The sequence below is a fragment of the Neobacillus sp. Soil_C_43 genome, assembly GCF_057656715.1.
On the sequence record NZ_JBDGJV010000024.1, the window covers coordinates 1 to 17391 of the forward strand.

A 17391-nucleotide genomic window follows, 5' to 3' on the forward strand; every position below is an offset into this window, starting at 1 on the left:
TGTAGTTCACTATACTCATTCTTTTTTTACAAGCGAAAACATTGTTGACACTTTTACACAATTAAATGGACTTGACTTCTGGGGATTGATTTTGGTCGCTTAGACGGGGTCTATGCGACCGTATTGCCTTCTGGAGATTGATTTTGGTCGCTTAGACGGGGTCTATGCCACCATATTGCCTTCTGGAGAATGATTTTGGTCGCTTAGACGGGGTCTATGCAACCGTATTGCCTTCTGGAGAATGATTTTGGTCGCTTAGACGGGTCTACGCGACCGTATTGCCTGTTGGAGAATGATTTTGGTCGCTTAGACGGGGTCTATGCGACCGTATTGCCTTCTGGAGAATGATTTTGGTCGCTTAGACGGGGTCTATGCGACCGTATTGCCTTCTGGAGAAGGATTTTGGCCGCTTAGACGGGGTCTATGCAACCGTATTGACTTCTGGAGAAGGATTTTGGTCGCTTAGACGGGGTCTACGCGACCGATTTGCCTTTTCCACATCCACTTGGGGCTCATAAAGACCTCTTATATTAATATTTTATTTTCTTCTGCACCTTTTGCTCATAATTTTTAAAAATGGCTGAATTTGTCTTTACTCCTCGTTTGGACATTAGTTGGTTAAACCGAAGGAGTTTTTCATTCAATTTCTTTTGGAGGCTTTCCTTCTCAGTGGAGTCATCACATTTCTTCAATAATCCCTCGATTGTCATCATTTCTTGCCGTAGCTGACCTTCCTCCTGAGTATATCCTGCATTTTTAAGCAATTTATAAGCCATACGGAGCTCCTCAGGAATTCCTGACAAATCTTCTAACTGCAATGGTTTACCCAATCCTGGTAGATTGTCAAATTCACCATCTTGATAAGCTTTTTTGATGCGATCTTCTGAGACAATGTGAAACAGATCCATGCTTTAGACCTCCTTATTATTACCATTTTCCCTATGTTAAGTATATCAAGCCACATCTAATAATTAAAATGGCAACCCAGTCCCATCCGTAATTATTTTTCGAAGTTTTGGGAATGCTACATGCGTAGATGAAAGGAGTGTTGATTTTGTCACGCGGAGAACATTTTAACCATAAGAACAAGAGTCATCCTGGTAATTTTCCACAAGATAGCTTAACGGAGAAAAAAGGAAAAGAAGCAGTTGGGGATGAAGAATTCCTGGTAGTAAGAGAAGCATTTAAAAATAGAGTCGAGAATGAAGAAGAAAATCGCGGCGATACTGCCCGCTTGCTATCTGAACAGGATCAGACAGAGTAAAAGGCGTGAGTTTTCACGCCTTTTTCGTTGCCCATTAATATTGTTCTTTTTCCACAGTAAATTCTTTTATAAAATGAGAAATCTCAATTTCTTTTAACCATTTAGCTGCTTTTTCGATATCCTTTGAGAACACGCGGTCCTGTTTAAGGGAAGCTACTTGCTCGCGTCCCTTTTCAAAGAACCTTTTCGTTTGAGTGGCCATTTTTTCAACACCACGAATCTCAACCGCCTGCATGGCACAAATCAATTCAATTGCTAAAACTCTTCTAACGTTTTGAATGATTTGATACGCATGCCTAGAGGCAATCGTTCCCATACTCACATGGTCCTCTTGGTTTGCTGAGGATGGAATCGAATCCACACTAGCTGGGTGTGCTAGAGTTTTATTTTCTGATACTAGTGCCGCCGCTGCATACTGCATAATCATGGCGCCTGATTGCAAACCAGGTTGCGGGCTTAAGAATGCCGGTAAATCATTTAATTGTGGATTCACTAAGCGTTCAATTCTGCGCTCTGAAATATTAGCCAATTCTGCAACCGCAATTTTCATAAAATCCATCGCAAAAGCAATGGGCTGCCCATGGAAGTTTCCTCCCGAAATGACCTTTTCACCATCGTCAAAAATTAACGGATTATCGGTTGCTGCATTCATTTCTATTTCTAATTTTTCTTTTACATAATCCAAGACCTGCCATGATGCACCATGGACTTGTGGAATACAGCGTAAGGAATAGGCATCCTGTACCCTTAATTCACCTTGCTGCGTTGTTAATAAACTATCACTTAAATAACCACGAATCCTTCGGGCTGTATCAATTTGCTGTTTATAGCCCCTTGCTACATGAACTTCTTCCGCAAAGGCATCAATAATACCATTTAATCCTTCTATAGTCATTGAGGCGATCAGTTCGCTTTCAAACGCCAGCTGCTCTGCTTCTAGATAACCAATCACTCCCATGGCGGTCATTGCTTGTGTCCCATTAATAAGTGCCAGACCTTCTTTCGCCTCTAATGTGACTGGGAGGATCCCTTCTTGTTGAAGCGCACTTATTGCTTCCATCTGATTTCCTTTATAAAAAACTTCCCCTTCCCCAATTAATACTAAGGCAAGGTGGGATAATGGCGCTAAGTCACCACTTGCGCCTAAAGAGCCCTGCTGTGGAATAACAGGAATAATCTCCAGGTTAACCAGCTCTAAGAGTTTTTCAATAATAATCGGTCTAACCCCAGAAAAGCCTTTAAGTAGTGCATTGGCACGAAGAAGGACCATTGCTTTAGAAACAATTTCAGGAAATGGTTCTCCGACACCACATGCATGTGAGCGAATTAAATTTAGTTGAAGGTCCTGGACATGATTTTTGTCTATTAACACATCGCTGAACTTTCCAAACCCAGTCGTAATCCCATATACTACTCTCGATTCTGAAACAATTCGATCGACAGCTTCTCTGCTCTTTTTAACTGCTTCCATACTCTTCTCTGATGCTCGAACCTTTTGACCGCGGTATAATACTTCCTTCATTTGTTCTAGAGTTAAACTTTCACCTGTTAATGTAATCATTTTTCTCGCTCCTCTACCACTTTAGTATAATAAAGAAAGAGGCTGGACTCCTTATCACCTTAGATTTGGAGTTCAGCCTCTTTTATAATTGATTGTAAATATGGAATTGTTATTTGATGATGCCTCATAAAAATCATTCCATTCAAATTTATTATTATAATTATAACTATTGTATGAGAGGGAAACTCAACCTGTCAACTAAATTTTCTGAATTTTAGCACGATAACACTTTAGCAGAATAATGAACGAAAGGGCTTTACGGTTCCAATTAAATGTAAAAAACGCTACTCCTTTTTACGGAATAGCGCCTTAATAAATATGGTATTAATCAAACTTTAATCCTTTTAATGCTTCTGCCAATGCATTATTTATAGGTTCTTCTTCTTTTTGCTGGTTTTTCAAATAATTTTGTACCGTACGTTTATCTACTTTGCCACCAGATTCTTTTTTACGGCGTGCTTCGAAAGCAGATAACTTTTCACGGTATCCACATTTACATGCGAAGATTTGGCCAGCGCCTTCGCCACGTAGCTCTAGCTTTTTATGGCATTGTGGGCAACGTGCATTGGTGACGCGTGCGACATTTTTACGATGTCCACATTCACGATCTTGGCACACGAGCATTTTACCCTTTTTGCCATTCACTTCAAGCATTGGTTTCCCACAGTCTGGACAAGATTTGGTGGAAATATTATCGTGCTTATATTTCTTATCCGTTGCTTTAATTTCAGCAACGATTTCCTTTGTGTAGTTTTTCATTTCGCTGATAAATACTTCTTTTTTTAACTTGCCATGCGCAATTTGGTCTAGCTTTTGTTCCCATTCTGCAGTTAAAGTAGGGGATTTTAGCTCTTCAGGAACTAAATCCAGCAATTGACGACCTTTAGAAGTAATATAAATGTCATTACCACGCTTTTCAATTAAAAATGAATTGAATAGCTTGTCAATAATATCAGCACGTGTCGCAACAGTACCTAGTCCACCCGTCGATTTTAAGGTGTCTGCAAGTTGTTTATTTTGTGTATCCATATACTTCGTAGGATTTTCCATCGCTGAAAGTAATGTCGCCTCAGTAAATCTTGCCGGTGGCTTAGTTTGACCTGAAGTTTGTGCGATTAATTTTACGTTTAATGTATCACCTTTTTCGATACGAGGTAATAGTTGCTCTTTCAGATCATCTGAATTATCGTCATCATCAAGTCGATTATTGTACACTTCTTTCCAACCCAACGATAGAATGGTTTTTCCTCTAGCAACGAAGTTTTCTTCACCGATTTTCGCACGAAGAGTTAATTGCTCGTACTCAAATGCAGGGAATAATACTGCTAAAAACCGCTTAACCACTAAGTCATAAATTTTACGTTCTTTATCCGTAAATGCTGAAAAATTCACGTATCCTTCCGTTGGAATAATCGCATGGTGATCGGATACCTTGCTATCATCCACAAACGACTTTGAAGGCTTTATTGGATTTTTTAAGATTTTAGTTGTTAGTGAACGATATTCGCCTATTCCACATGCTTTCAGACGTTCTGGAATCGTTGGAACGATATCTGACGAAATAAAGCGTGAATCTGTACGGGGATACGTTAAAACTTTATGCTGCTCGTACAACTTTTGCATAATATTTAGTGTCTCTTTAGCTGAGTAGCCGAATATTTTATTGGCATCACGCTGTAATTCTGTTAGGTCGTAAAGGCCAGGAGAGAATGACTTCTTCGGCTTTTTCTCAATTTCGGTTACTTTTGCATTTTGGTTGCCCAATTTTTTAACAATGGTATCAATGCTTTCCTTATTAAAACTACGGCTATTCCCTTTTGCATCTTGCCAAGTCAGCTTTAATTGATCTGTAGTTTGGGCTTCAATCCCGTAATAGGTTTGTGCTTTGAAGTTTTTAATTTCTTCCTCACGTGCTGAAATGATCGCAACAGTAGGGGTTTGTACACGACCACAGTTTAGTTGGGCATTGAACCTGGTGGTTAATGCACGTGTTGCATTCAGACCGATATACCAGTCGGCTTCTGAACGTGCAACAGCTGAAGCATATAAATTGTCATATGCTTTACCAGGCTTTAGGTTGGCAAAGCCGTCTTTAATCGCTTTATCCGTAACAGAGGAGATCCATAGACGTTTGATCGGTTTATTGACTTTTACTTTATCAATAATCCAACGTGCAACTAATTCCCCCTCTCTCCCTGCGTCTGTAGCCACGATTATTCCATTAACATCACTTCTAGTCAGTTGACTTTTAACAGCTTGAAACTGTTTTCCAGTCTGCTTAATGACTGTCAATTTCAAACGCTCAGGTAGCATAGGCAGATCTTCTAAATTCCATGTTTTATACTTCACATCGTAATTTTCTGGATCAGCAAGGGTGACTAGATGCCCTAGCGCCCATGTAACGATATATTTATCACCTTCAAGAAACCCATTTCCTTTTTTATGACAATTAAGCACACGTGCAATATCACGTGCGACAGAAGGTTTTTCAGCAATTACTACACTTTTAACCAAATTTAAAACATCCTTTCAAGTTTTCGTATGTTAACTATAGCATACGTCCCAACTGGATTCAGTAATTCAACCTCTATTAATAGAGTTGATAGTCTTATCTCACAGTTCCCACTCTAACTCTTTTTAAGGGATACTGGCACTGTTCACTCCTCACAGTTCCCAACAAACCTTTTTAGTGGGGTATCGGGCACTGTCAGCTCCTCACAGTTCCCATGCAACCCTTTTTAGTGGGGCATCGAGGGTTGTGAACTCTTCACAATTCCCATGCAAGCATTTTAAGTGGAGCATCGGGCACTGTGCGCTCCTCACAATTCCCATACAAACCTTTTTAGTGGGGTATCGGGCACTGTCCACTCCTCACAATTGCCATGCAAGCATTTTTGGTGGGGTCTCGGGAGTTGTGAACCCTTCACAGTTCCCATGCAAGCCTTTTTAGTGGTGCGTCGGGCACTGTCCACTCCTCACAGTTCCCATGCAAGCATTTTTGGTGGGGTCTCGGGAATTGTGAACTCTTCACAATTCACATGCAGGCCTTTTTGCTGGTGCGCCGGGCACTGTCCACTCCTCACAATTCCCATGCACCCCTTTTCAGTGGGGCCTCGGGCACTGTCCACTCCTCACAGTTACATATAAGCTTTTTTACTGTGGCCAACAGTCACTGTCCACTTTCCCGCTTAAGTCTTTCTTAGGTTCTTTGTAGATACACATTTGTTTACCTACATTTTTCTTGAATTTCCTTCCATGAGAATAGTATGATGGATTGACATGAAATAGAGAAATGGGGATTCAACATGAGAATTAGAGATTGGGACCCAAACTTAAAGGTTCGCTTATATAGTGAAGCTATGATGAATATTACCTTTTGGATGTTTTTCCCGTTCTTAACCATCTATTTTGCAGACGAGTTCGGTAAAAATAAAGCAGGATTACTCTTAGTTTTTTCGCAGCTTTTTTCAGTCGCTGCTAATTTAATGGGTGGATATTGCGCAGACCGTTTCGGGCGAAAAAGAATGATGGTTCTTTCCGCCATTGGTCAAGGGCTTTCCTTCTTAGCTTTTGCTGCAGCCAGCTCTCCGTGGCTCCATTCCCCTTGGATTGGATTTATTTCGTTCGCGGTTGCAGGGGTTTTTGGTTCCTTTTACTGGCCTGCTAGTCAGGCAATGATTGCAGATGTCGTGGAAGAAAAACATAGAAGCAGTGTATTTGCCATTTTTTATACCTCTATTAATATTGCAGTTGTGGTCGGGCCTATATTAGGATCCATTTTTTATGTCCACTACCGCTTTCAGCTGTTACTTGTAGCTGGATTTGTTTGTATTTTATTTGGATTGATTCTTGCCAAAATGATCAGAGAAACGGCACCGCTTCAACAGAATGCTGCTCTCTCTAGCGACGGAAAGTGGTATTACTTTTTACTAAATCAACTGAGAGATTATTCCCTCATCATTAAGGATAAGACCTTCCTGTTATTTATCCTCGCAGGAGTCTTGGCTGGGCAGACGTTTATGCAACTGGACCTGCTAATCCCTGTTTATATTAAGGATTTCGTGAAAAATCAAACACTCTTTTCTGTCGGAGATTGGTCGTTTACGATTAAGGCTGAACAGGTATTTGGAATCGTCCTCGCTGAAAATGGCTTGCTCGTTGCCTTATTAACGGTGTTTGTGACAAAGTGGATGAATCAATATTATGAAAGAAATGTATTCGTTCTCTCCTCCATTGTGTACGCCATCTCCATTGTTATTTTCAGTCAAACACATTGGATATGGGGATTAATCTTGGCAATGGCGGTTTTCACGTTTGCTGAATTAATGGGGGCAGGACTGCAGCAAAGTTTCGTTTCAAAGCTAGCACCTGAGCATATGAGGGGTCAGTATTTTGCGGCAGCCAGCTTGCGGTTTACGATCAGCCGAACCATTGCACCGCTTGCTATTCCAATGACCGTGTGGATTGGCTATGACTGGACCTTTTTCGTCCTTTGCATTCTTGCCCTCGCAAGTGCGGTACTGTATTGGATTATGTTTGTTCATTTTGAAAAAAAAGCTACCTCTATGGGATCGTAAACACGGTCCCATTTTTTATTTATGTTCAAATAAGTTTCGAAAAATTGTACTAAAATGTTCACATTCACCTCTTTTAATATTATAATTAACTTGTAAACGGTTAATATATAAGGATGGTGGAATGTATGGAATTGTCACAATTCATGTCTCCAACCTCAGTATCAGGAATCATTACTTTTCTAGTGTTATTTTCAGCAGGTGTTTATTTTAATATAAAAGTATACGGTAGCAAGCTGCAGTAGAGATGAAATGTCTCTACTGTTTTTTTGTTGTAAATAGATTCCAGTTACATTTTGTTATCGGTTTCTTTTTCTAAAGAAAAACGATACAATATAGGAAGATTCTGAAAAAGGAGACATACATATGAGTGATTTTCAAAAAAATCTTGAGAAATATGCTGAGCTTGCTGTTAAAGTCGGTGTAAATATTCAGCCTGGCCAAACGTTGGTCGTCAATGCCACTCTTGATGCGGCAGAATTTATTCGGTTAGTTGTGAAAAAAGCCTACGAAACAGGTGCTCACAATGTCATTGTGAACTGGAACGATGATACGGTTACAAGAACAAAATACGATTTAGCTCCAGATGAGGCTTTTCTTGAGTACCCTGTTTGGCGTGCAAAGGAAATGGATGAACTTGCAGAAAAAGGTGCTGCCTTTATGTCTGTTGTTTCCCAAAGCCCAGACTTGCTAAGTGGCGTTAATCCAGAACGTATTTCCAACTTTAACAAAGCGGCTGGAAAAGCTTTGGCGAATTATCGTAAAGCCGCACAATCGGATAAGGTGAGCTGGACTGTTATTGCCGCTCCATCTCCAGCTTGGGCAGCTATGGTTTTCCCTGATGAGCCAGCTGAAAACCAAGTAAACAAGCTTTGGGATGCCATTTTCAAAGCTACACGCGTGGATGTAGAAAATCCAGTAGAAGCTTGGAAAAAGCATGACGAAACGCTTCATGAAAAGGTAAAATACCTAAATGACAAACGCTACCAAAAGCTTCACTACACAGCTCCAGGTACAGATTTAACGGTTGAACTTCCTGAGAAGCATATCTGGGTTGGTGCCGGAAGCATCAATGAAAAGGGCTTCGAATTCATGGCCAATATGCCGACTGAAGAAGTTTTCACTGTTCCATTAAGAACGGGTGTTAATGGTACGGTTGCAAGCACTAAGCCGTTAAGCTATGCAGGAAACATCATTGACCGTTTCTCGATTACATTTGAGAACGGACGAATTGTTGGTTACCAAGCAGAACAAGGCGAAGAAATTTTGAAGCGTCTTGTAGAAACGGACGAAGGTTCACATTATCTTGGTGAGGTGGCGCTAGTCCCTTATAATTCGCCAATCTCCCAATCTAATGTTCTTTTCTTTAATACCTTGTTTGATGAGAATGCTTCGAACCATTTAGCGATTGGAAGTGCCTATGCTTTCTGTATCGAGGGTGGTAAGAAAATGTCATCTGAGGAATTAGCTGAGAATGGTCTGAATGAAAGTCTTACTCACGTAGACTTCATGATTGGATCTCCTGAAATGGATATCGATGGGATTACAGCCGATGGAAAATCTGAGCCAATCTTCAGAGCAGGAAATTGGGCTTTCTAAAATAACACAGAGAGAGGATGACCATAATGGTCATCCTCCTTTTTATTGAGAATACACAACTGCTCCGTCCTTTTCTTTAGCTATTTTTTCACGCATTTTCTTAAGTTGCTGAACCGGGTCCTCATTTAATACCTTTCCTAATAAATCTAGTAGTCCTAGTGAGCTTAATAGACTCTTTTCCCAGCTTTGAAGTTCTTTCGTTAGTGTTGAGTCATTCTGACAGATAGAATTCAAAGGTAACTTTTTCGAAATGGCTTCATCAATCAGGTCCAATGCCAATTCCTTTGTGATGACTCCATTGGCATTCTTTAACTGCTCGCACGTCGTTTGAACGACTTGATCAACCTTTTCTTTTGTACCTGTTACAATTGGCTCCACTGGTTTTAAGACTGGTTCAAGCGGTTTCATAACAGGCTCTAACGGTTTTAACACCGGTTCTAGTGGTTTTAGGACTGGCTCTAGTGGTTTCAACACTGGTTCTAGCGGTTTCAACACTGGTTCAAGTGGCTCCAACACCGGCTCCAGTGGCTTTGTCACTACGCCAACCACATCCGGAAGCGGGTCTGTGACAACTCCGATACTACCAGAAGACTCATCTCCCTTTCCACCATCCTCACACGTTAGCGGCAAATGTCCATTTGATATTTTTTCAATTTCTTTATCTATCTGATTGATAGGTAACCTACTTAAATCTTGTAAAAGTTTACTCTGATCAGGATGAGGAGCCCCCCGCTTACCAGCCACTGTGTCGAGGACTAATTGGTCAATAATACTGTTTTCAGATTCCATATAATGTGCATTCATAACCACATTTTCCATTCCCATCTCCGGAATCGTCTCTGATGCATTGACACAAGCACCTTTAAAGGAAATGGCCGATGTATCCACTGTCATATCTTTTACAGTAACGGGACCTTTTGCTTTTAAAGATATCGTAACTGGGCCATTGGAAGATTCTAATTGCTTGGTTAATCTCATTCCATAGATTACTGCAGATTTATAGTGGAATCGCAGCATGGGCTTCTGATCACTCTCAGATGTTTCCCGCTTTACAATGGACGCCGTCATACCCGATCCAACAACACGGTCCGCTTCAATAACAAAGCCTTCATTTGCTGTACTTTCGGCCTTTACAGCAGAGTTGAAAGGGAAGAATGATAAAAACAATAGCTGGATACAAATGTTTATAACGAAGTACTTGCTTTTCCACCACATAGTTCGCTCCCCTTTAGACAGTATGAACCGTCTCATCAACTCTGTTTGGAGGTGCTGCCTTCACTTGAACGGGAGCAAGACGCCATGCCATTAATAACGCCCCTCCGATAATTCCAAAAAGGGTTCCAAACAGGAAGCCTCCCAATGCCCCAATCACCGAGAGAATGGATAGAAAAATAGTAAAGATTCCTAGTATTTTAGATGCATTCGGAAAAAATAGGGCAACGATACCTAACAAAGTAATGACTCCGCCAAACAATAAACCGATGATGGCTATGGAGCCAGGAAGAAATGTACTGAGATAAAGGTTCAATGGGACCCACGAGATCATCAGACCACTAAGAATGGTAGTTACTGCTCCCCCTAGCGGCCGCTTTTTTCGCCACTTTTTAAATGCCATCAAAGTCCCTCCTCTTTATTTCTTATTAATCTTCTCAACTGTTAATCTCATCCCGTTCATATTTATCGTCTTTTGAAATAAGTAATGAGTTTTTAATTTTGCGTGCTCTAAGGTAATTTTAGAAGAGGTTTGCTGGAATTGTTTTTGCCAGTCATCGCTATGCTTTTCCTGGAGTACTAAATTCTGAAATTTGGCGTTGGCTTCAATAAGTCCGGCATCATGCTGCAAACCAGTAATCTGTACCGGTTTGGAGGCAGTTATTTTAACCCGGATCCATTCTCCACCAACTTGGAAGTCCTTGTATAGCTGTAGATTGTCGATCGTTAAGGTTTCGATTAAATTAGTCCCTTGTGGTGCTGAATCAGAAGAGCTTGTTTCTCCCATTTTCGGGTAGAAGACATAGCCATTTCCTTCTAATTTATCAAACTCTACATAAAAGTCTCCTACACCGGCAATAGGTACCGCATAGGCTACCCCAGATATTCCAAATGACACTAAAAGTAGGGCTAGAGCTATGATTCCTGTTCCTAATGCTGACCAAAAAACCTTTTTACTTGTGGTACCCTCAACAAGCTGAATCGTGCTTTCCATGAAACCCCTCCTATTTTCCCAATTTTCAATAAACAACCTTTCCTTTACAATACAACCTAAGGTATCCTCCTACAATCACGGAAAATATCGTAAAAAAAAGAGCCCCCCGACAAATGACGGGTACAGTTTTTTCACTACGGACATATTGGAAATTTTTTCTTCGTATTATTTAAAAAAAGATATGTTCATGCTCATTGGTGATTTTGGGACACTGTTGATTGGAGCGGAAGGCGCGAAGACTCCTGCGGGAGTAGCGGTCTCGGGAGACCCCGCAGGAGGAACGACGAGGAGGCTCCCGGAACGCCCGCGCACCGCTCGCGCCTGGAGCGGAAATAAACATACATGTAAAAAAACACTCTTTTCGGAGGTGGATGACAATGAAGCATAAAATCGAACAGCTTGTACAAAAGGGACTGACCCTCTTACTTGAACTGAAAGAGCCCTTCTTGATGGAATGGAGGAAACTTCAACCTACTATAATGATTCAAAATGATCATTTAGTAGATGAAATAGATACGATGATTAAAATTGCATTAAAGAAGATTTCATCCGGAAAAGCTCCAAATGCAGACACCTTCATCCATTCGATCCTCACAGAATGGCAAAATCGATTTTCTACCGAATACAATGAATCCGATTCTATTTCTCTCGTCTCAACGATTGAAAATATATTTCATAAGCTTCTAGCAGAAAAATCGGCAGCTACTTTTCTTGACCACCAGGCCATTCAATCATTTTTTTCACGAATGATGGATCAGGCATTGTTAACACAAAGCTGGGAAGAACAAAATAAAAAGTGGATTAAAAATATGATCGTCACAAATATCATTCCCATGAAGTGGGCGGCTGTGGTTAAAAAGGAACTGGAGAATTATCAAATTGAAAGTATTGTCTGTTCAGACGATTATGCAGTAGACACCCACTTAATCGACATGTGTTCCAATTTAAAAGCCAGCCAAATCGGCCATCTTTCATCAGCGATTAATAAACTAATCGGCACAGGCGAGGAGGAAAGTGACATTGTTCAGGTACCTTGTCTGAATGATGTGTTACTTGTTTGTGTACGGGAGCCTGGAACGACGATTACAGAACATCAATGTGATTTTATTAGAGGCATGTATCTTCGACAGTTAAAGCTCCAACAGCTTGAGAGCAGGATGGAATGGAAGGATGGTTCTCTTCTCTTCTTACAGCATTTGTTACGTGCACGGAGCGTGGATGATGCCGTAAAGGCGATTACAAAGGGATTAGTCGACTATATGCCATTTAATCGCTGTGGGTTGTTTTTGTATAATCATTACGAAGATAAAGGGATTGGTGTTTCGGGCTATAATGTCAGCATTCCTTCTGTGCAGCAAATCCAAGAAGAAATATTAGGGCTCTCTTTAATAGAAAAATATTTAAACTCGTTAACCCATTCGCAGCCGCTTTACTTTTCTAATGCCTTAGATGTGTTACCAAAAAAATATGTAAATGAATTTCAACTTCGCTCATTAGTGGTGTTACCCATCTTTGTTCCTACAAAAAGCAAACTGCTTGGTATTGCTCTATTAGACCAAGGTGAAAATTCGCATTTTGATATCAGCATGCAAACCTTATCGACGCTCATCAAATTTGGGCATTATGCCGGGGAATTGTTATATTCTATATGGGATGAAACCCTTCACCAGTTTGGCGGGACGCACTCTGTCTTAACCATGCGTGAAAAAGAGGTATTACAACTGATCGCCGGGGGTGCATCTATCAATGAAGCCGCTGAAAAACTCCATCTGAGCAGTTATACCGTACGAGATTATATATCCGTTATCATTCAGAAACTAGAAGCTAAAAATCGGACGGATGCCGCTGTTAAAGCCATAAAAATGAAACTCATTTCATAAAAGGAGCAACTGCTAGCAGCTGCTCCTTTTACGCATTAACGCATCGGGGGACTGTCCCCAAATTTAGCGGTTATCAATTTTTTCAGGGTATAGATCATGGTTCATCATACGATGATCAGCCATTTGCTCGTATTTTGTCCCTGGTCTGCCGTAGTTGCAGTAAGGGTCAATGGAGATTCCGCCTCTTGGCGTGAATTTGCCCCATACTTCAATATAGCGAGGGTCCATTAACTTAATTAAATCATTCATGATAATATTCATGCAGTCTTCATGGAAATCTCCATGATTACGGAAGCTGAAAAGATAAAGCTTAAGCGATTTGCTTTCCACCATCTTTTGATCCGGTATATAGCTGATATAAATTGTAGCAAAGTCAGGTTGCCCTGTTTTTGGACAAAGACTTGTAAACTCAGGAAAATTGAATTTCACGAAGTAATCACGGTTCGGGTGTTTATTATCAAACGCCTCTAGAACCTCTGGCGTGTATTCAAATAAATACTTTGTTCCTTGATTTCCTAGTAATGTTACACCTTCTAATTCAGCTTCTGTTCTTCCTTCTGCCATTGTTAGTCCTCCTTATATAACCCGGTTATAACTATAAGAAAGAAATAAAAAACCATATCCTAAGGATATGGTTGAATTCTCCATTTCCATAGTTTTTTATAGAGGGTGTCTGCTATGAACCTCTCCCAAGTATTCGGGTATCCATGTAATTAATTTCATAGTAACTATAGTTAATTTTGCGTCCACTGTCAATCAGCATTTTATTGGAAACCTTGAGAAGGATAGAGTATAAAGGTACAATAATACTAAATATAATGAAGGAGGTAGTATGCCATGTGGAAAGAATTTAAACAATTTGCCATGAAGGGCAATGTGATTGATTTAGCAGTCGGGGTTATTATTGGGGGGGCATTTGGAAAAATTGTTTCTTCACTAGTTGCCGATGTTATTATGCCATTAGTAGGTCTACTCTTAGGAGGCGTAGAATTTACAAAACTTATGGTAAAAATAGGGGGAGCCCAACTAAAGTATGGACAATTCATCCAAAATGTGGTGGATTTCTTCATTATTGCCTTCTCCATTTTCCTATTTGTCAAATTCATTAATCGCTTTAAAAAGAAAGAGGAACCCGCTGTGGTTGTAGCAAAAATTGACCGCCAAGAAGAACTTTTAGCTGAAATTCGCGACTTATTAAAGGAAGATCGAGATATTTTAAGAAAAAATGAAACATCTTGACCTCTTGTACGTATATTCTAATAACAAATAAATTTAGAGGTGAAAAACTTGTATACTCAAACATCTACTGAGTTTATGCCATCCGTATTACGGACATTTGCTCTATCGCTTGCTATCGCTTTCTTAGGCACGATGGCTGGTGCGTTTGTAGTACCACCGGCACTCTTTATCCCATTAATGATTGTAGAATTTGTGATGCTTATGGCTGCATTCTTTTTTAGACGAAAAAAAGCCATCTCGTACTCATTCCTTTATGTCTTTACCTTTATTTCAGGAATCACACTATATCCAATCGTCGCTCATTATCTAGCGACAGCAGGAGCCAACGTAGTAGTTATGGCCTTTGCAAGTACTACCGTTGTCTTTACGGGTATTTCTATTTATGCCGCAAAATCAAAACGTAATTTCTCGTTTTTAGGTGGATTTTTACTTGCTGCCCTGCTTGCTTTAGTAGCCATCTCCATCTTTAATATTTTCTTCCCGTTAAGCTCAACAGGAATGCTGGCTTACTCCTTTATTGGTGTAGTCGTATTTAGCGGGTATGTACTTTTTGATATCAGCCGAATGAAGCATTACGGTGTAAGAGCAGAAGAAGTTCCATTGATGGCCTTAAACTTATACCTTGATTTTATTAACCTATTTATCAGCATTCTTCGTATCTTGGGTATTCTCTCAAGTAAAGATTAATAGTAAAAGGAGCTTGGATCACATTCCAAGCTCCTTTTTTGCAACTAATTATTGATTAAGGTTAATCCCCGGTTAATCATTTGTTTAACAGATAAGTCCCAAGCAGCATTTTGTAGTTTATCCATAACAACGTTTACATTTTGATGAATGGCATCATTCCGTTTATAAAGTTCGAGAATCTCTAAGCGCAGCAACCACTCTTTGGGATATCGGTCATCTAAGATGGCTAAAACTTCCCCTACAAGGGCCGCACTTTGTTCATCCCAAATCGAGCCTTCACGTATGTGGCGAATCTCTTCATATAAATTTTCCAGTTCATTCCATTCTTGCTTATCAACAACTTCCTCTGTATCTTCTATCTCTGTCCATTCAAAATAAGCATTTGGATCTGCAGCACCAGCAAAGACCGAATCAATGCTTGCACCCACGGCCATATCGAATGTCCCCCATGCTGGATCAAACAAAACCTGGTCCTTATAGGTTACTTGGCAGTCTTTAAAGGAGATAATAACAGGTTTGGAATCTCTAAGAAGTATATCTTTTACCGTTCCCTCAACAAGCACTCCGCTTTCAAATGATAATTGAACCTTCTTATCAATCTCAATCCCCAAATCCTTCAATTGAGCCATCGAGCAATGTTCTAAGACTACATTTCCCTCTAAGCGTCCAATTGGTGTACCAAAACCCTTCCGGTGTGTTTCCTTCCCATGCCCATCCAATTGTTGATTGTTGTAGGCCAACGCTGTTGGTCCCTTTGTCTTGAAATAAACAGCTTCTCTCTTATCATTAATTAAGATATCAGCTAGGGTTCCTGTAACCTGCAACCCAGAGGAAAAACAAATCGTTGCCGTATTGTCTGTCTGCAGCGCTTGAACGAGACTCTCCGTTCCACCTTTTCTAAAGGCCATAGTCGAGGCAAAGTCATCGATAGCTGCGACTAAGTCATCAAAGCTTTTACAAACAAATAACTGTGGCTGTGGTTTCGTCACATCATATGGTGTTTTGATACATTCTTCAACCGAAAAAGGAATTTTTCGGACGTCATCCTTCAAACAGCTTTGGCTCTCGCCTACCGATGATAGTAAGCCAGCGCCATATATTTTGGGATTATCGAGTTCACCTATTAACCCATATTCGACCGTCCACCAAAACAGCCGTGAAACCTTATCTGCTTCCGTTAAACCTTGCAATTTACTGCGTGCCTCCGTTACCTTCAACTCCGCTTCTTTTACTTGCTCCGGAGTCGAATTGGGGTCTTCTGCCACAATTGTTAAATGACGAACCGCCATAAACACCTGTGCTTTTTCTTTACTTGAAAGAGCCTTTGCACCCATTTCCCCGATTTTCCTTACAAATTCGCGGTAGGCTTCATCTAATAAAATAGGAGCATGCCCTGCCGCTTCATGAAGCATATCCGGTGCCGGCGTATAAGCAATGTTTTGTACGTTTCGAATCTCTGTCGCAATCGGTAAGAGACGGTTAGCTAAAAAGCCATAAAAAGCAGAGCCCGGAATAAGTCCATCAATGGTCACCGCCCCCCAGCCAACCTTCGAAAGACTCGTATTCATATCCTCGACTTTTGGAATGGATTCCGTCTTGATCCCTGAATCCCTTAATCCATTCACATATGCAGGATGGGCAATTTCCTTTAGGAAATAATGATTTTGCTTCATAACAAAACGCCAAACTGCATGCTCAATTGGCGTATAACGATGGTAATGTTGCTTTGAGATGTATGGCAGTAAATTGGCAGGAATATTTTTTGTTCCTTTTCCAGTCATCTTAAACTCCCCTTTTCAAAGAATAATTACATATGGAGCATTTAAGCTAGTGATAGCATTTTTGGTCGGAGCCGTTCCTTCGCCCTTTTCATTCTTGTTTTAACAGTAGACATAGGAAGATTACTTTTTTTCGCAATTTCTACTAGAGACAGATCTTTATAATAATAAAGATAAATAGGATATCGATAAATTTCGGGTAATAGGTTTATCTTTTCCGCCATTTGCTGAGCAGAAAAATTATGTAGGACTTCCTCTTCTGGAATGTAGGGAGATTCGACTGAGACAGAATACGAATACACCTCTTCCTTCCAAAAATGCTTTGATTTATTTTCCTTCCGCCAATAATCACGGCATTTATTGATGGCGATCGTATATAACCAGCTTTTGTATTTACCCTGCTCCTTAATTGAAGGATATGCTAAATAAGCAGAGAGTAATACCTCCTGATATAGATCCTCCGCAAGTTCCTTATGTTTGACTAACGAATAAATATATTTATAGATGGTTTTCCCATATTCATTGACTAATTCTTCAAACGAATTCACTAATTGCTGTTTCATTTCTACCATTCCCTCCACACAAAAAAACTTTCTATCTTAA

At 40.3% G+C, this 17391-nt stretch carries 15 protein-coding genes and 1 riboswitch; of the genes, 6 read left to right on the top strand and 9 right to left on the bottom strand.

Annotation, left to right across the window (positions count from 1 at the left end; translation table 11 throughout):
- Positions 1-530: 530 nt before the first annotated feature.
- A complete protein-coding gene (locus AC3A54_RS22800) occupies positions 531-908 on the bottom strand; it encodes a DnaJ family domain-containing protein (RefSeq protein ID WP_308080877.1) in 378 nt (125 codons plus the stop codon).
- A 146-nt stretch (positions 909-1054) separates the two neighbouring features.
- On the opposite strand from AC3A54_RS22800, the gene AC3A54_RS22805 reads away from it, so the two are divergent.
- Positions 1055-1264 carry a hypothetical protein gene (locus AC3A54_RS22805; RefSeq protein ID WP_335547249.1) on the top strand — a complete coding sequence of 70 codons (210 nt, stop codon included), beginning with the start codon at positions 1055-1057 and terminating at the stop codon, positions 1262-1264.
- A 34-nt stretch (positions 1265-1298) separates the two neighbouring features.
- On the opposite strand, the gene hutH is transcribed toward AC3A54_RS22805, so the two are convergent.
- Positions 1299-2825: a histidine ammonia-lyase gene (gene hutH / locus AC3A54_RS22810; RefSeq protein WP_487656321.1), complete on the bottom strand. Its 1527-nt coding sequence runs from the start codon at positions 2823-2825 to the stop codon at positions 1299-1301.
- A 324-nt stretch (positions 2826-3149) separates the two neighbouring features.
- Positions 3150-5339, bottom strand: a complete 2190-nt coding sequence (locus AC3A54_RS22815) for a DNA topoisomerase III (RefSeq protein WP_487656322.1) — start codon at positions 5337-5339, stop codon at positions 3150-3152.
- Between the two features lie 791 nt (positions 5340-6130).
- Here AC3A54_RS22815 and AC3A54_RS22820 point away from each other — a divergent pair.
- Both AC3A54_RS22820 and AC3A54_RS22825 read left to right on the top strand, forming a co-directional pair.
- Positions 6131-7402, top strand: a complete 1272-nt coding sequence (locus AC3A54_RS22820; RefSeq protein ID WP_487656323.1) for an MDR family MFS transporter — start codon at positions 6131-6133, stop codon at positions 7400-7402.
- A 363-nt stretch (positions 7403-7765) separates the two neighbouring features.
- Positions 7766-8998, top strand: coding sequence for an aminopeptidase (locus tag AC3A54_RS22825; protein ID WP_335547258.1), 1233 nt, complete (start codon positions 7766-7768; stop codon positions 8996-8998).
- A gap of 42 nt (positions 8999-9040) precedes the next feature.
- On the opposite strand, the gene AC3A54_RS22830 is transcribed toward AC3A54_RS22825, so the two are convergent.
- Genes AC3A54_RS22830 through AC3A54_RS22840 form a run of 3 tightly spaced genes read right to left on the bottom strand, consistent with a single transcriptional unit; the run spans position 9041 to position 11204 of the window.
- Positions 9041-10213: a hypothetical protein gene (locus AC3A54_RS22830; protein ID WP_487656324.1), complete on the bottom strand. Its 1173-nt coding sequence runs from the start codon at positions 10211-10213 to the stop codon at positions 9041-9043.
- A 13-nt stretch (positions 10214-10226) separates the two neighbouring features.
- Complete coding sequence (locus AC3A54_RS22835; protein WP_335530424.1) at positions 10227-10613, bottom strand: DUF6114 domain-containing protein; 387 nt, start codon at positions 10611-10613, stop codon at positions 10227-10229.
- A gap of 15 nt (positions 10614-10628) precedes the next feature.
- Positions 10629-11204 (bottom strand): DUF6230 family protein, encoded by a 576-nt coding sequence (locus tag AC3A54_RS22840; protein WP_335530422.1) that lies wholly within the window; start codon positions 11202-11204, stop codon positions 10629-10631.
- Positions 11205-11581: 377 nt separating this feature from the next.
- Here AC3A54_RS22840 and AC3A54_RS22845 point away from each other — a divergent pair, with 377 nt between their 5' ends.
- The gene (locus AC3A54_RS22845) at positions 11582-13084 is read left to right on the top strand and encodes a LuxR C-terminal-related transcriptional regulator (RefSeq protein WP_487656325.1); all 1503 of its coding nucleotides are present in this window, start codon (positions 11582-11584) and stop codon (positions 13082-13084) included.
- A 63-nt stretch (positions 13085-13147) separates the two neighbouring features.
- Here the strand turns inward: AC3A54_RS22845 and queF are convergent, their stop codons facing one another.
- Positions 13148-13648 carry a preQ(1) synthase gene (gene queF, locus AC3A54_RS22850; protein ID WP_309866633.1) on the bottom strand — a complete coding sequence of 167 codons (501 nt, stop codon included), beginning with the start codon at positions 13646-13648 and terminating at the stop codon, positions 13148-13150.
- A gap of 82 nt (positions 13649-13730) precedes the next feature.
- Positions 13731-13777, bottom strand: a riboswitch (PreQ1 riboswitch).
- A 144-nt stretch (positions 13778-13921) separates the two neighbouring features.
- Here queF and mscL point away from each other — a divergent pair.
- A complete protein-coding gene (gene mscL / locus AC3A54_RS22855; protein ID WP_487656326.1) occupies positions 13922-14323 on the top strand; it encodes a large conductance mechanosensitive channel protein MscL in 402 nt (133 codons plus the stop codon).
- Between the two features lie 48 nt (positions 14324-14371).
- Positions 14372-15010 carry a Bax inhibitor-1/YccA family protein gene (locus tag AC3A54_RS22860; RefSeq protein WP_335547267.1) on the top strand — a complete coding sequence of 213 codons (639 nt, stop codon included), beginning with the start codon at positions 14372-14374 and terminating at the stop codon, positions 15008-15010.
- A gap of 44 nt (positions 15011-15054) precedes the next feature.
- On the opposite strand, the gene AC3A54_RS22865 is transcribed toward AC3A54_RS22860, so the two are convergent.
- The gene (locus AC3A54_RS22865) at positions 15055-16791 is read right to left on the bottom strand and encodes an aromatic amino acid hydroxylase (protein WP_487656327.1); all 1737 of its coding nucleotides are present in this window, start codon (positions 16789-16791) and stop codon (positions 15055-15057) included.
- A 41-nt stretch (positions 16792-16832) separates the two neighbouring features.
- Positions 16833-17351, bottom strand: coding sequence for an RNA polymerase sigma factor (locus AC3A54_RS22870; protein ID WP_487656328.1), 519 nt, complete (start codon positions 17349-17351; stop codon positions 16833-16835).
- Positions 17352-17391 lie beyond the last annotated feature (40 nt).